Here is a 14,935-nt window from a genome sequence, read left to right on the forward strand (position 1 = left end):
GGTCACCAGGGGCGGATCGGCAGGTCCACACGCGCGGCTGTCGCGGCGGCGAGCCGGTGCAGCGCGGCGACGTCGGCGATGTGTTCGGGGTAGAGACTCGCCAGTGTCAAGAGGTAGTCGTCGCGGAACCGGCACAGGTAGCCGGACAGCCGGGTCCGGGGCCTGTTCGCGTGGATGAGGCCGGGGTGCAGGGCCCGGGTCGCGATACCGGTGCACTCGTGCGGCCCGAGCGCGGACAGCGCCGGCGGGATGGGGCCGATATTCGAGCACAGGATGTCGCGTTCACCGGCGCCCCGGGACAGCAGATGGGCCACCTTGTCCGGCACCAGGTACAGGAACTCCTCCGGCAGACCGCCGGGACTGGACATCCGCCGCTCGTAGGCCGCCCGGCTCTTCGCGCGGATACCGGCCGGACCGTCCCGCTGGGTCACCACGATCTCGGTCATGGCGAGCTCATTGTCGATCCGGGGTTCGTCCCGGGTGTCCACCGGCAGGCTGGCCGCGATCACGGTGGCGGGAAAACCGGCGGCCCACAACATATCCGCGACGAACCAGATGAACAGACTGTTCGCTGTCCCGCCGTATGCGGTGGCGATCCGCTCCCACTCCGCGGCCGGGCAGCGCAGTATCAGCGCGGGCTCGAACATTTCGGCGTTACCGGGCCGGGGCCGACCGGAAAGCTCGGGTCGGCCGCCGAGCTCAGACCGTCCGCCGAGCTCAGGCACGGCTGAGTCGGATCGTTCGGCGAGCTCGGATCGGTGCCTCCGCACCGGGCGGGGTAACCGGGCCGCGGCGGCACGCGCCCCGCCGAGCGCGACCGTGGCCCAGGTGCGCGCGGCATCGACCCAGTCCGAATCATGTGCGCCGGCGTTTCTCGAGTCCGGTAGCTCTCCGGGACCTGTGCCCGGATTCGCGTCCGCACCGGAATCCACCGCCTGGAGCGCGCGTTCGACGGCGATGATCAGGCCCCGGGCGTCGGCGAGGACGTGGGAGCAGGTCAGGGCGACGATCGTGCCCCCGTCCGTGAGCGGCGCCACCGACAGCCGCCAGCCCGGGCCGTGTTCGGGATCGAGGTGCGTACCGCGAGTATCGGCCCAGGCCGGGATCGCCTCGGGCACGAGTGGCGTGCCGTGGAGTTCCAGCGGATGCGCGCGACCATTGTGCTGCCACCTGGACCGTGCGCCCGGAATCCGGGGGCGGACCACGCGGCGAGCGAGCGGACCGGTGCGCAGCGCTTCGTGCAAGCGGGTGAGCATCGCGGGTTCCACCACATCCTCGGTACGCCACAGGCCCTGCAGCACGATCGGCGTGCCGAATCCCTGGTGGGTCCGCAGAAAGATCTCGTCGACAACGCTCAACCGACGCATTCGCACAGGCTAACCCTCGTTCATCGCATATGGACGGACGGACCGGCCGTGGCCGCCGCCGCGGCGGTCGGGTGATACCGCCCGGCACGGGTGAGGCCGCCCCTCCCGCGCGACGGCGGATCGGTCGCACTCGTGGCCACAGTGATCGGCAGTTCGGAGTCGCGAGCGAAGCTCGGAGCGCCCCACCGCCAGCACCCGCGCACTACCGATACCGACCGGTCGTGATCCCCAACGTCTCCGCGGTGTGACCTGGGTCGCATAATCGATGGATGCTCACGCACGAGGTCTTCAATCAGGTCCCGCCGATCACACCGTTCGACGCCTCCCGGGACCCCGCGTTGCTGACCGGACTGCACCGGGAGGGCGCCGGGTGGGCGGAGGCGGGAGTGCGTGAACTCGGTGCGCTCGCCGGCAGCGAGCGGGTCCAGGAGTGGGGCCGGCTCGCCGACGAGTATCCGCCGGTGCTGCACACCCATGACCGCTACGGCAACCGCGTCGACGAGGTGGAGTTCCATCCGCACTGGCACGACCTGATGACGGTCGCGGTCGAACACGGACTGCACGGTGCGCCCTGGGCCGACGACCGGACCGGCGCGCATGTGGCACGGGCCGCGAAGTTCTACGTCTGGGGCACGGCCGACGCCGGGCATATGTGCCCCATCTCGATGACCTACGCCGCGATTCCGGCACTGCGGCACAACCCGGAGCTGGCGGCGAAATACGAGCCGCTGCTCACTGCTCGCACCTACGATTTCGGACTGCGCGAACCATCGTCCAAGGCCGGGCTCATCGCCGGTATGTCGATGACGGAGAAGCAGGGCGGTTCGGACGTGCGAGCCAACACCACCACCGCGACCCCCCAGCCGGACGGCACGTATCGGATCGTCGGGCACAAATGGTTCACCTCGGCGCCGATGTCGGATATCTTCCTCACCCTCGCGCAGGCACCGGGCGGGCTGTCGTGTTTCCTGCTGCCGCGGGTGCTGCCCGACGGTTCGCGCAACCCGATCCGGTTGCAGCGGCTCAAGGACAAACTCGGCAACAAGTCGAACGCCTCATCGGAGATCGAATACGAGAACGCGACCGGATGGCCGGTCGGCGCGGAGGGCGCCGGGGTGAAGACCATTATCGAGATGGTCAATATGACCCGCCTCGACTGCGTTATCGGTTCCTCGGTCGGGATGCGCGCGGCAGCCGTGCGCGCGGTTCATCACGCCCGCCATCGCAAGACCTTCGGTGCCGCGCTGATCGATCACCCCGCGATGCGCAACGTCCTGGCAGATCTGGTGATCGAATCCGAGGCCGCCACCACTGTCATGCTGCGGCTGGCCGGGGCCACCGACCGCGCCGCCGCGGACCCGGCCGAGGCCGCGCTGCGCCGCATCGCGCTCGCCGTCACAAAGTACTGGGTGTGCAAACGCGCGGCCGTACACGCGGCGGAAGCCTTGGAATGCTTCGGCGGGAACGGATACGTCGAGGAGTCCGGGATGCCCCGGCTCTACCGGGAGGCACCCCTCATGTCGATCTGGGAGGGGTCGGGGAATATCGCCGCGCTCGACGCCCTGCGCGCGATGGGCACCCGGCCCGAGACCGTGGAGGCATACTTCGCGGAGGTGTCACGGGCGCGCGGCGAGAATCCCCACCTGGATCACGCGATCGACCGGGTCGGCAAGGAACTGGCCGATCACACCGATATCGAGTACCGGGCGCGGCGGATCGTGGAGCTGATGGCGCTCGTACTGCAGGGGGCGCAGCTGGTACAGCACGGCCATCGCGCCGTCGCGGATGCCTTCTGCGCCTCCCGCCTCGGCGCGGACTGGGGCGCCGCGTTCGGCACCCTGCCCACCGGGGTGGATACCACGGCCATCATCGAGCGGGCATTCGTCTGAGCGGGTTCAGCCGGCCGGAAGCTCTTTCTCCAGGAACGCGAGAGTGAGGTCCATACCACCCTGGCTCTCCAGATCCTCGTGTCCGGCGTTCAGCCACCGGGCCTGGTGCTGGGTGCCGCTCAGCACGAACTGCCCGACCAGCGCGAGGCTCAGCGGGAGCGGAACCACGGTGTCGTAGTTGCCGTGCACGATGAGGATCGGATCCTGGTAGCCGTCGACCGGGACGCTCATATAGTCGCGCGTCACCGCCGCGAATTCCGGGTCGTTGAGCGGCCGCGTCAGCAGCGCGCCGATCTCCACGGAGGACAGCATCGTGCGCGCCTGCGCGTTGCAGCCGGTGCTGAGCCCGGCGATGAACTGGCGCCCCTGCGGGGTCAGGAAGTCGCGCACCTCCGGTCCCAGCTGAGCACCCGTCATACCGGCGAGCACCAGGGGTGCGGCCCGCCCCACATATCCGGGCATCTCGGTCTGGTCCGGACGCGAACGCAGGAAGATACTTTCCAGATTGGTGACCGGGGCCAGCGCTGCGGTGCCGCGGAAGTCGAGTTCGGGAGCGTATTCCGGCGCGAACCGGCCGGTACCGAGCGCGGCATGGCCGCCCTGCGACCAGCCGGCCACCGCCCAGCTCGGGGAGAGTTCGGTGAACGCCGAGCGGGCGGCACGCACCGCGTCGATGGTGGCCGTGGCCTCGGTGCTGGTCTGCAGATACGGGTGCGGTCCCGGGGAATTGGGGCTCAGACCGATGTAGTCGGGGGCGACGACCGCGTATCCGGCGTCGTTGAGGCGCTTCACGGTAGGGCCGGTGTGCTCCTCCAGTTGCTTCGAACCGGTGAGCCCGCATTCCTGACCGAGGCCGGAGGTGCCGTGATCCCAAGCGACCACACGCCGTCCGCCATCCGGGGCGGGCGTGTCGGGGATCCGTACGAGGGCGGCGGTGGGAACGAGTTTGCCGCCGGGTCCGGTGGTGATGTATTCGATGCGCTGCACATCGTCGAGGCCCGCCCATTCCCGGCCCAGCGGCGTAGCCGCGAGCAACTGTCCCGGGTGCCATGTCTCCTCCGCCTGCGCGGTGGCCAGCGGCAGGCCGGAGCACAGCGCCGCCACCAGCGTCACTATCCCCACTATTACCCGGGCGTGGCGAACCATTACTCTCCTCTGACGTGCGGCGGTCGAATCGTCCATAGTGGCAGCGGCCGGAATCTGTACCCGTCCAGGCGCACGCGGCGGCCCGGCGATCCGTCGTTCACCGCGTAGGCGGAGCGATCCGCCAGTGTTTCTCGAGCGCACCCGCGATATCCGGAAGCACGGTAATGGGAATCCGCTTGTCCCGCAACATATTGCGTATCTCGTTTATCTGTTCGCGTTTACGCAGGTCATAGGCGCCCGAAACCGGTCCGTGGACCGGCGGTATGGACAGCAGGACGAGTTCGCCGTGCAATTCCTCACCTCCGGCCAGATCCAGTGCCAGCGACCAGCGCGATTTCTCGTCGAGGCCGAAGCGCCCGGCCACCACCCGGTCCCAGTCGATACTCGTCACCGACCACGGCGTCCGCCGATGGATCGCCCGGTCGGTGAGGACCACGGCGTCCCGGGTGAACAGCGCGAACAGCGCGGCGACGGCGAGCAGCGCACCGAGCACGATCCCGGTGAACACCCGGGCCGGCCCGAAGAGCAATACCGTCGGAACGGTCACCACGACGACCACCGCGACCCCGGCGAGGCTGTAGCCCAGTACCCGGCCGGTGGACACGACACCCGCGTGCACCATTTGCATACCGACTCCGTTCAACCCGCGCACCGGTGCTCTCGGCCACACGCTACCGGACAGTGCGCGGTGGATCCGGTGACGCTGGTCACCCGCTCAGAAAAGCGCGACGGCGGCCTCGGCGGAGTACACGTGGAACGTCATGCTCTGCTGGAAGTAGAGCTGCACGGTTTCGGCGTCGTGGGACGAATAGCCGATGGACAGATCCTGCCCCAGCGTGAGATCGAAATCTCCGCCACGGGTGGTGAGCACGAATGCTCCGTCGATGGCCGGCGCCCAGATGATCTCGCCGTCGGGGACCAGCCTCTCCAGGTGGGTGCGCAGCGGATGGCCGTGGTTGGACGTCTCACTCACCTTGGTGTACAGATCGGCGCTGAGCAGCACCGAATACGGTCCGTCGACACCGGCGAGCCGCAGTTGGCTCACCGCCAGCGCGATCACCTCGGGTACTCCGAACACATCGTCGGGCAGGGCGATCGCCTTGTTCGAGGAACCCGCCCGGATACCGTTGACACCGGCCGCCGTATAGCCCTCGAATACCGCCCGGTCCTCGGCGAACGCGATACTGCGCGCCGCGTCCTTCACCGGATCCAGATCGGTGTCCTGGGCGCCGCGCTCGACATTGTCGAGTTCCTCCCGCGAGAGCGTGAACGGCACCCGTAGCTCCACCAGTGGCGCCACCACCCGCTGCCGCGCCTGGACACCGTCGTGCGGGGCGGCGATGGGCGTCGTATGCCCGAGACCGCGGGCCGAATAATCCGTACCGTGCGGACCGGACAGGTCCACCACGCGGCGGCCGGCATTGTGCCGTTTGAAGGTCCGCGTGGCCTCCTCTTCGATAACGGCCCAGGCCGAATCCGTGATCGGCGCGAGTTCGCGATGGAGGTTGTTCATACCGTGCTGCTCCTTTTCAACGTGCCGATACCGAGGGAACCGTCCGCGCCGGGCGGCAAGCCCGGATCCGCCGCCTCGGCCGCATCCGGCGGGGCGGGCAGATCGTCGAAGAAATCCTGTGGCGGAACGAAGAACAGGGTGCCGGTGACCGCGGTGGAGAAATCCAGGATCCGGTCGTGGGTGGCCTCGTCGGTCCCGAAGAACATCCGTTCCAGCATGGTCTCGGTCGTCCGCGGGGTGGCCGAATAACCCACGAAATAAGTGCCGAACTCACCATCGCGGACGCTGCCGAACGGCATATTCGCGCGCAGGATCTCCCGTTCGGTGCCGTCGGGCTCGATCACCTGGTTCACCGCGATATGCGAATCCGCGGGTTTCACATCGTCGGCGAGTTCGAAATCCTCGAGTTTGGTGCGGCCGATCACCCGCTCCTGCTCCGGTACCGGCAAGGCCCGCCACGCGGTCAGATCGTGCAGGTACTTCTGCACGATCACATAGCTGCCACCGGTGAAATCCGGATCGCCGGCGCCGATGAGCGCGGCCCGACCGGCGGGCGTATCCGGGAACCCGCCCTCCGGGTTCTCGGTGCCGTCGACGAAACCGAGCAGGTCACGTTGTTCGAAATAACGGAAACCGACCGTTTCGTCGACGATCGTGCCGATATCGGCCAACCGGTCGCCGATCGCCATGGCCAGTTCGAAGCAGGCGTCGTGCACCTGGGCGCGGATGTGGAAGATCAGATCGCCCGGTGTGGCCGGGGCGTGATGCAGCGGCCCGTCGTACCCGGGGAATTCGTGCAGCTCGGCCGGACGCGGGCCGCCGAACAACCGGTCCCAGGCGGTGGAGCCGACCCCGGTGATACAACCCAGCCCGGCACCCGGCAGCCGGAATCCGATGGACCGGCGCAGACCGGGCAGCTCGGCGAGCAGGCCCCGCGCCGCCACCTCGCCACCGGGCTCGACGGTGGCCACCAGGAAATGCGCGGCCGGCGTGAGCGGTTCCAAGATCGGCTGCGGCTGCCCCATAGCCGATCACATTACCGGCGAACGACCGGTGACCGCGCGACCCCGGCGGCTACTTGGCGACAGTCAGCAGAAACGCGACATCGTCGATGGCATGCACACTGTGCCGCGCTTTGGGCACCACCAGCAGATCGCCCGCCGACCCCTTCCACTCGTTGTCCCCACTGTGCAGGGTCAGCGTTCCGGAGAGTACGAGCAGTGTGGCCTCACCACTGTTGTCGTGTTCGGCCAGCTTCTGCCCCGAGCACAACCCCACCACGGTCTGACGCAGGGAATTCGCGTGGCCGCCGTAGATGGTCTGCGAGCTGCGGCCGCTGGTCACGGTCGCGGCAAGCTTCAGTTGCTGCCGGGCCACCGCTGTCAGCGATTTCTTGTCCATGGACAGCCTTTCGCCTCCGCATACCCACGACCGGGCTGTGATCGCGGGACGTACAGCCGAGTATGCCCGACCGGGCGCCGCCGTTCGGGCGTTTTCCGAGGCTGTTCCGGTATCGCGAACCGGCACGCGGCCGGTGGCCGTCAGCGGCGGGTGAAACGCCTGATCCGGTAGCGGTGCCCGCCCGAGGATTCGAGCCAGGTCGCCGGATCGGCCGAGGACCACTCGGGGCCCAGTGCCGGGGCGTACGCATCACCGTCCACCTCGGCATCGACCTCGGTGATCAGCAGTTCGGTGGCACAGGGCAGGGCGAGCCGGTAGATCTCACCGCCACCGATCACCCAGGTCGTGGCGGGGGCCGCGAGCTCCAGCGCGGCCTCGACCGATACGGCCGGTTCCGCACCCTGCGCGGACCACCCGGACTGCCGGGTCACGACGATATTGCGGCGCCCCGGCAGTGGCCGGAAACGGGCCGGCAACGAATCCCAGGTCCGCCGTCCCATGATCACCGGATGTCCGGCGGTCGTCGCCTTGAAACGAGCCACGTCCTCGGGTACCCGCCACGGAATCGTGTTGTCCACCCCGATCACCCCATCGGGGGTCTGCGCCCAGATCAGGCCGATGACGCGTGTGGAGTCCACCGCGGTCACACCGCCACCGGAGCCTTGATCGCCGGATGGTGCCGGTAGTCGCGCACCCGGATGTCCTCGTAGCGGTAGTCGAACAGGGAGGCCGCGGGTTCGAGCTCGAGCACCGGGAACGGGTACGGCGGGCGGGTCAGCTGTTCGATGACCTGCTCGTGGTGATTGTCGTAGATATGGCAGTCGCCGCCGGTCCAGATGAAATCGCCCGGTGCGAGGCCGGCCTGCTGCGCGACCATGAGCGTCAGCAGCGCGTAGCTCGCGATATTGAACGGCACCCCGAGAAACAGATCCGCGCTGCGCTGGTACAGCTGGCACGACAACCGGCCGTCGGCGACGTAGAACTGGAACAGGGCGTGGCACGGCGCCAGGGCCATCCGGTCCAGCTCGGCCACATTCCAGGCCGATACCAGCATCCGCCGCGAATCGGGGTCGGTGCGCAGGGTGTGCAGCACCTGGGCGATCTGATCGATATGGCGGCCGTCGGGAGCCGGCCAGGAACGCCACTGCACCCCGTACACCGGACCGAGTTCGCCGCCGGCGTCGGCCCATTCGTCCCAGATGCTGACCCCGTGCTCCTGCAACCACCGCACATTGGAATCTCCGCGCAGGAACCACAGCAGTTCGTACACGATGGATTTGAGATGCACCTTCTTGGTGGTGATCAGGGGGAACCCGGCGGAGAGGTCGTACCGAAGCTGATGACCGAACACACTGCGGGTGCCGGTACCGGTGCGGTCCGCCTTGGCGGTCCCCGTATCGAGGACGAGCCGGAGCAGATCTTCGTATTGGGTATCCGGAGCGTGTCGCGGGTCCGGGACCTGACTGTTCGCTGCGCTGACCACGCGCCGAGCTTACTGCGCACCCGAGAGAACGCGCGGCGGGGCCGGGCGGAGGCCGCCCCGCTCCGGCGAGGTTCGGCACCGGCGGGCAGCGTAACGGCGACCGCGGCGCGCACCACGGGTCCCGGCCCGGTCCACCGGCCCTGGCGGCAACCGGAAATCCGGCCTGCCAAGCTGACCTCATGCGCACGCTGTATGTGATCGGTATCGGCGCCGGTGACCCCGACCAGGTGACTGTGCAGGCGATCAAGGCTCTCCGGCAGGTGGACGTCTTCTTCGTGATCGGGAAGGGCGCCGAGAAGCGGGAGCTGGTGGAGGTGCGCACCGCGATCCTCACCGGATACGCCGACCGCCCCTATCGGATCGTCGAGATACCCGATCCGCCCCGCGAGCGCGCCCCCGACGACTACCGGAGCACCGTTCAGGACTGGCACGAACGGCGTTCACTGCTGCTGGAGGAGGCGTTCGCGGCACACGACGGGGTCGGCGCGATCCTGGTCTGGGGTGATCCCGCCCTCTACGATTCCACCCTGCGCATGGTCGAGCGGGTGCTGGCCCGGGGCACGCTGGACTTCGACTACACGGTCATCCCGGGCGTCACCAGCGTGCACGCGCTCGCGGCCCGGCATCGGACCGTCCTGCACCGGATCGGTGAACCGGTCCACATCACCACCGGGCGCCGGTTGCGCGAGGAAGGCCTCGGGCCCGGTTCGACCGTGGTCATGCTCGACGCCGACTGCACCTTCACCACGGTCCCCGGCGACACTTTCATCTGGTGGGGTGCCTATCTCGGAATGCCGGACGAAACCCTGTTCGCCGGGCGGGTCGGTGAGATCGGCGGCGAGATCGCGCACCGGCGCGCGGAGCTGCGTGAGCGCAAGGGCTGGATCATGGACATCTATCTGCTGCGCCCGGCCGAATGACCAGGTGATCGGCGCTCGGGTCGTAGCATGGTCGGCATGACCGAACAGGACATTCTCGGGCGGATCAAAGATCTCGTCGACGACGAGCACGACCTGCGGTCGCGGGCCTCGCGCGGGGAGCTCGATCCCGATGTGGAGCGGCGCCGGCTGGCCGAACTGGAGGTCATGCTGGATCAGTGCTGGGATCTGCTGCGGCAGCGGCGCGCCCGGATCGAGACCAACGAACCCCCGGAGGACGCCCAGCCACGATCGGCGGGCCAGGTCGAGGGCTACCTACAGTAAGGAGCCCGATGCCCGACAGCGACAGTGGCGCCACCGCGGACAGTGGCGCCACCGAATACGACGTCATCGTGCTGGGCGGTGGCCCCGCCGGTGAGAACGCGGCCGCGTATGCCATCGCCGGCAGCGCCCGCACCGCGGCCATCGTCGAACCGGAGAAGGTCGGCGGTGAATGTTCGTACTGGGCCTGTGTCCCGAGCAAAGCGCTGCTGCGACCGGGCCATGTCCTGGGGGCGGCGCTGGGATTGCCGGGTATCGAGGCCGAAGGTCCGGATACCGCCGCGGTACTGCGGCGTCGCGACGAATTCGTGCACGCCCACAACGGCGACCACGACGATTCGAGCCAGGTCGACTGGGCGGTGCAGCAGGGTATCGAGGTGATCCGCGGTACCGGCCGGCTCGACGGGGAACGCCGCGTCCGTGTCGGTGACCGGATCCTGCGTGCCCGCTCGGCGGTGGTACTGGCCACCGGCACCCACGCGGCCGTTCCGGACGTCCCCGGCCTGCGCGACGCGCTGCCGTGGACCTCCCGCGATGCCACCAACCTGCACGAGATCCCGAAACGGGTCGTCGTGATCGGCGGCGGAGTGGTGGCCTGCGAGGCCGCTACCTGGCTGTCGGCGCTCGGGGCGGAGGTCACCGTGCTGGTCCGCGGCGAGCGGTTGCTCGCCGGGGTGGAACCGTTCGCGGGTGAGTACGTCGCCTCCGCACTCACCGCGCAGGGGGTACAGATCCTGTTCGGGACCCAGCCGCTGCGGGTACAGCGCCCGCAGTCCGCCGACCACGGCGAGGGCCGTATCCACGGGGGCCTCGTAACGGTGCACGCACAGGGATCCGGCGGCGAGATCACGCTCGTCGCCGAGGAGATCGTGGTGGCGGCCGGGCGAGTGCCCAATACCGACGGCATCGGCCTGGAAACGGTGGGCCTGCCCGCCGGTTACGTCCAGGTCGACGATCAGTTGACCGTATCCGCGGTCACCGGCGAATGGCTCTACGCGGTGGGCGATATCAATCGCCGGGCCGCACTCACACATATGGGCAAGTATCAGGGGCGGGTCTGCGGCGATGTGATATCCGCGCGTGCCGAGGGGCGGTCGCTGTCCGGGCCGCGCTATCGGGCCTACGCCGACCACCGAGCCGTCCCGCAGGTCGTGTTCACCGACCCCGAGGTCGCCGCCGTCGGGCTCAACGCCGCCGCCGCCCGTAAGGCCGGATACGACATCCGCACGGTGGAACTGGATATCGCCGTCGCCGGTTCGGCACTGGCCCGCGACGATTACATGGGCCGCGCCGCCCTGGTGATCGATACCGCGACCGACACACTGGTCGGCGCCACCTTCGTGGGACCCGACGTAGGGGAGCAACTGCACGCCGCCACCATCGCCGTCGCCGGGCGCGTCCCGTTGGACGCGCTGTGGCACGCGGTGCCCGCCTTTCCGGCGATCAGCGAATTCTGGTTACGGCTGTTGGAGACCGACCGGTCGTCGTTACCATCGGCGGTATGAGCGAGTCAGGCCCGGAGGCGGCAGCGGAGCGTAACCACGAAGGGCCCTCGCACATACCCCAAGGACACAGTATGAGCGAGTCAGGCCCGGAGGCGGCAGCGGAGCGTAACCACGAAGGGCCCGCGCACATACCCGATGGACATGTGAGCGCAATCGAACAGATCACGACCACCGACGGTGTCGTCCGTGGTCGCCGCGGGCGCCGCGTGATGCACTGGCGGTCGCTCCCCTATGCCGCTCCGCCCGTCGGTGACCTGCGGTTTCGATCTCCACAACCGGTGCAGCCGTGGACCGGTGTGCGCGACGCGACCTATTTCCGCGCCGCCGGGATCCAGCCGAGCTTCGGCGTCCGGCTCGGTCCGCGCAAGCTCCAGGAGATGAGCGAGGACTCACTGACACTGAATGTCGTGGCTCCCGCCACCGCCTCGGTGCGGCCGCGGCCGGTGCTGGTATTCATCCACGGCGGCGGCTACCTGTTCGGCACCTCGGCGCTGCGCCTCTATTCGGGCGTCCAGCTGGCGGCCGACGGGGACGTGATCGTCGTATCGATCAACTATCGGCTCGGCGCCTTCGGTTATGCGGATTTCTCCGAATTCTCCACTCCGGAAAGCCCCTACGACTCCAATCTCGGTCTGCGCGACCAGATCGCCGCGCTGCGCTGGGTCCGGGCCAATATCGCCGAATTCGGCGGAGACCCGGACAATGTGACGATCTTCGGCGAATCCGCGGGCGCGCACGCGGTACTGAGCCTGCTGGCGACTCCCGCGGCCGAGGGATTGTTCCACCGTGGGATCGCGCAGAGCCCGCCCGCGGACTGGGGTCTCACGATCGCCGAATCCCGGGAGTTCGCCCGCCGCATCCTCGACCGGCTCGGTATCGAACCCGAGAACGCCAATCGCGCACTGCGCGAGGCCGATCCGCACGATATCCGCCGGGCGTTCAACCGGGCTTCGAACGCGGTCATGGCGGAGTTCCCGGGTTTCTTCCCGGCCGCGCCGGTGGCCGACGGCGAATTGCTGCCGCGTACCCCGATCGACGCGTTCGCCGAGGGCCGCACCCATCGGGTCCCGCTGATCATCGGTACCTGCCGCAACGAGGGCGCTCTGTTCAACCGGTTCACCGATATGCTGCCCACCCGCCCGGAACGTCTCAAGCGTGCCCTATCCGTCGCGGGACCCGATATCTATCCCCGCGTGTTCTCCACCTATCCGGGATTCCCGGCCGAACGAGCGGCGATCCGCGCGGGCGGCGACTACTTCTTCTGGCGTCCGTCGGTGGCGGTGATGGAGGGACACAGCCGCCACTCCCCCACCTATGCCTACCGCTACGATTTCGCGCCGCGGCTGTTGCAGCTCTACAAACTGGGCGCCACACACGCGACCGATCTGCTGCCGACCTTCGGCGCGGTCTACGAACCGTGGGGCCGCGCCCTCACCGCCGGTGGGAGCCGGCGCGGCCTGCTCTCGGTGACCCGCCGGATCCAGAACAACTGGCTGCATTTCGCCCGGACAGGTGAACCGCTGCCGTCCTGGCCGCGATACACCGAGCAGGAACGCAACACCCTGATCATCGATGCGCCCGCCCGGGTGGATATCGATCCGGACAGCGCCCAGCGGAAATTGTGGGCGGGAGTGCGCGCGCCGATGCTGGTCCCGGCGGAAGCCTGGGGTGGCGAATTCCCGGCCGCGGAGGCTGCCGAGGCCGATCCGGTAGGCGATGGGTCGCTGCTCGATGCCGTCGCCGCCGAACACCCGGTGGCCGCCCTCGCCGCCGATACCGCGGTGAAAGTCGTGGACGAACTCTCCGACAGCGACGACGATCCCGCGCCCGAGCCGGACACCGACGCATCCGACCCGAAACGGGCCGACTGAATCGCACCATAGGCAGATCCGGATATCGACTTCTCGAGGTGGCAGCGCGGTCACCAACGGTCCCGGTGCGAACCGGCGACGAGTAGCCCGACCCTGGGCGATCGGCAGCTTATTTGAGCAGGCGCGACATCCGGCGGTCGGCGAGGATCTTGCCGCCGGTCTGACAGGTGGGGCAGTACTGGAACGACCGATCCGTGAAGGCGATCTCACGCACGGTATCCCCGCACACCGGGCAGGGCAGGCCGGTGCGGCCGTGCACCCGCATCCCGGAGCGTTTCTCCCCCTTGAGCCGGGCCGCGTCCTGCCCGGCCGAGCGGTCCACGGCATCGAGCAGTACGGTGCGCAGTGCCCGGTACAGGTCGGCGACCTTCGCCGCCGACAGTGTTTTCGCCGTGGCGAACGGTGAGATCCGGGCGGTGTGCAGGATCTCGTCGGAATAGGCATTACCTATCCCGGCCAGTACCGTCTGGTCGACCAGGACATTCTTTATCCGTCCGGGCGCGGCGGCCAGTAGATCGGCGAACTGTTCCTCGGTGACCGCCAGCGCGTCGGGACCGAGCCGGGCGATCCCCGGGACCTGCGCGGGGTCGTCGACGATATAGACCGCGAGCCGCTTCTTGGTGCCCGCCTCGGTGAGATCGAAAGCCGGGGTATCGCCCGCCGGGGTGAAGAAGTGCACGCGCAGCGCCAGCGGGCCGCGACCGGGTTTGGGCGGGCTCACACTCGGGTTGTCGGTCCAGCGCAACCAGCCCGCCCGGGACAGATGGGTGATCAGCCAGAGCCCCCCGCAGTTCATCCCCAAGAATTTTCCCCACCGCCCGGCGTCGGTGACATCTCGACCCGACAGGGCCGTGACCGGGGGATCGAAGGTTTTGATCGCGCTCAGCGCCGCCACATCGATACGCCCCACCACCGCGCCTACCGCGTGCTCCCGCAGGAACTGCGCCAGCGCCTCCACTTCCGGTAGTTCGGGCACACGATCAGGCTACCGGGGCCCTCCGACATCGCGGTGGTCCAAACGCCGGGTGATCCCGGTGGTGGTCACCGCCAGCAAGGTGCCGATCACCACCAGGTCGAACGCCATCTGCACCGTGGTCGCGATCCGCGCGGCCTGGCCCACCGCGTGCACATCGCCGAATCCGACGGTTCCCAGCGTGGCGACGGTGTAGTAGAGCGCGTCGTTGCGGGTCCGCAGATCGCTGAACTGCCCCGGCTGGCGCAGTTCGAGCACGTAGTAGAACAGCGAGAAGAACAGCACGACCAGCGAGATCAGGAAGAGTAAACCGTCGACCCGGTGGCCGGTATCGCCGCTCTGGGACAGGAACTGGCCGATACGCCGGTAGGCCAGCCACGATAATCCACCCACCCCTGCGACGAACGCGACGACGGTGACCACCCGGGTCGGCCAGAAGCCCGGCAATTCCAGGCCGACCGGAACGAAATAGTAGAACAGCAGCGCACACAGCACCGTGCCCGCGTTGCGCCACAGATGCGCCCGGCCGCTGATACGTCGAGATGCCATGGGGCCATGATCTGCCCGCCCGCCCGTCACGGTGCCCGG

At 68.6% G+C, this 14,935-nt stretch carries 15 protein-coding genes; 5 read left to right on the plus strand and 10 right to left on the minus strand.

Annotated features, from left to right (window positions below; translation table 11 throughout):
* Window positions 1-2: 2 nt before the first annotated feature.
* Window positions 3-1,367, minus strand: a complete 1,365-nt coding sequence (locus IEY68_RS34005) for a hypothetical protein (protein WP_063000205.1) — start codon at window positions 1,365-1,367, stop codon at window positions 3-5.
* A 269-nt stretch (window positions 1,368-1,636) separates the two neighbouring features.
* On the opposite strand from IEY68_RS34005, the gene IEY68_RS34010 reads away from it, so the two are divergent.
* Entirely contained in the window at window positions 1,637-3,256 is a 1,620-nt protein-coding gene (locus tag IEY68_RS34010) for an acyl-CoA dehydrogenase family protein (RefSeq protein WP_058854919.1), read from the plus strand.
* Window positions 3,257-3,262: 6 nt separating this feature from the next.
* Here IEY68_RS34010 and IEY68_RS34015 read toward each other — a convergent pair whose 3' ends face one another.
* From IEY68_RS34015 to IEY68_RS34045, 7 genes are all read right to left on the minus strand, one after another.
* Window positions 3,263-4,402: an alpha/beta fold hydrolase gene (locus IEY68_RS34015; RefSeq protein WP_082681352.1), complete on the minus strand. Its 1,140-nt coding sequence runs from the start codon at window positions 4,400-4,402 to the stop codon at window positions 3,263-3,265.
* Window positions 4,403-4,499: 97 nt separating this feature from the next.
* Window positions 4,500-5,030: a hypothetical protein gene (locus IEY68_RS34020; RefSeq protein WP_058854935.1), complete on the minus strand. Its 531-nt coding sequence runs from the start codon at window positions 5,028-5,030 to the stop codon at window positions 4,500-4,502.
* A gap of 87 nt (window positions 5,031-5,117) precedes the next feature.
* A complete protein-coding gene (locus IEY68_RS34025) occupies window positions 5,118-5,915 on the minus strand; it encodes a family 1 encapsulin nanocompartment shell protein (protein WP_058854920.1) in 798 nt (265 codons plus the stop codon).
* Window positions 5,912-6,940: a Dyp-type peroxidase gene (locus IEY68_RS34030; protein ID WP_063000209.1), complete on the minus strand. Its 1,029-nt coding sequence runs from the start codon at window positions 6,938-6,940 to the stop codon at window positions 5,912-5,914. The genes IEY68_RS34025 and IEY68_RS34030 overlap by 4 nt, the downstream gene beginning before the upstream one ends.
* Window positions 6,941-6,989: 49 nt before the next feature.
* Window positions 6,990-7,316: a cupin domain-containing protein gene (locus IEY68_RS34035; RefSeq protein ID WP_058854921.1), complete on the minus strand. Its 327-nt coding sequence runs from the start codon at window positions 7,314-7,316 to the stop codon at window positions 6,990-6,992.
* A 140-nt stretch (window positions 7,317-7,456) separates the two neighbouring features.
* Window positions 7,457-7,963, minus strand: coding sequence for a dihydrofolate reductase (locus IEY68_RS34040; RefSeq protein ID WP_308435009.1), 507 nt, complete (start codon window positions 7,961-7,963; stop codon window positions 7,457-7,459).
* Complete coding sequence (locus IEY68_RS34045) at window positions 7,960-8,799, minus strand: thymidylate synthase (RefSeq protein WP_058854922.1); 840 nt, start codon at window positions 8,797-8,799, stop codon at window positions 7,960-7,962. The genes IEY68_RS34040 and IEY68_RS34045 overlap by 4 nt, the downstream gene beginning before the upstream one ends.
* 179 nt (window positions 8,800-8,978) lie before the next feature.
* Here IEY68_RS34045 and cobF point away from each other — a divergent pair, with 179 nt between their 5' ends.
* The 4 genes from cobF (at window position 8,979) to IEY68_RS34065 (ending at window position 13,374) form a co-directional block, all read left to right on the plus strand.
* Complete coding sequence (gene cobF, locus IEY68_RS34050; RefSeq protein WP_058854923.1) at window positions 8,979-9,719, plus strand: precorrin-6A synthase (deacetylating); 741 nt, start codon at window positions 8,979-8,981, stop codon at window positions 9,717-9,719.
* A 36-nt stretch (window positions 9,720-9,755) separates the two neighbouring features.
* Entirely contained in the window at window positions 9,756-10,001 is a 246-nt protein-coding gene (locus IEY68_RS34055) for a DUF2630 family protein (protein WP_058854937.1), read from the plus strand.
* A gap of 8 nt (window positions 10,002-10,009) precedes the next feature.
* Window positions 10,010-11,503: a dihydrolipoyl dehydrogenase family protein gene (locus IEY68_RS34060; RefSeq protein WP_058854924.1), complete on the plus strand. Its 1,494-nt coding sequence runs from the start codon at window positions 10,010-10,012 to the stop codon at window positions 11,501-11,503.
* Between the two features lie 71 nt (window positions 11,504-11,574).
* Window positions 11,575-13,374, plus strand: coding sequence for a carboxylesterase/lipase family protein (locus IEY68_RS34065; RefSeq protein ID WP_189094671.1), 1,800 nt, complete (start codon window positions 11,575-11,577; stop codon window positions 13,372-13,374).
* Window positions 13,375-13,483: 109 nt separating this feature from the next.
* Here IEY68_RS34065 and IEY68_RS34070 read toward each other — a convergent pair whose 3' ends face one another.
* Together IEY68_RS34070 and IEY68_RS34075 are read right to left on the minus strand one after the other, a co-directional pair.
* Window positions 13,484-14,350, minus strand: coding sequence for an Fpg/Nei family DNA glycosylase (locus IEY68_RS34070; protein ID WP_058854925.1), 867 nt, complete (start codon window positions 14,348-14,350; stop codon window positions 13,484-13,486).
* A 9-nt stretch (window positions 14,351-14,359) separates the two neighbouring features.
* Entirely contained in the window at window positions 14,360-14,896 is a 537-nt protein-coding gene (locus IEY68_RS34075) for a potassium channel family protein (RefSeq protein WP_058854926.1), read from the minus strand.
* Window positions 14,897-14,935 lie beyond the last annotated feature (39 nt).

It is taken from the genome of Nocardia jinanensis (genome assembly GCF_014645735.1).
Lineage (GTDB): Bacteria > Actinomycetota > Actinomycetes > Mycobacteriales > Mycobacteriaceae > Nocardia > Nocardia jinanensis.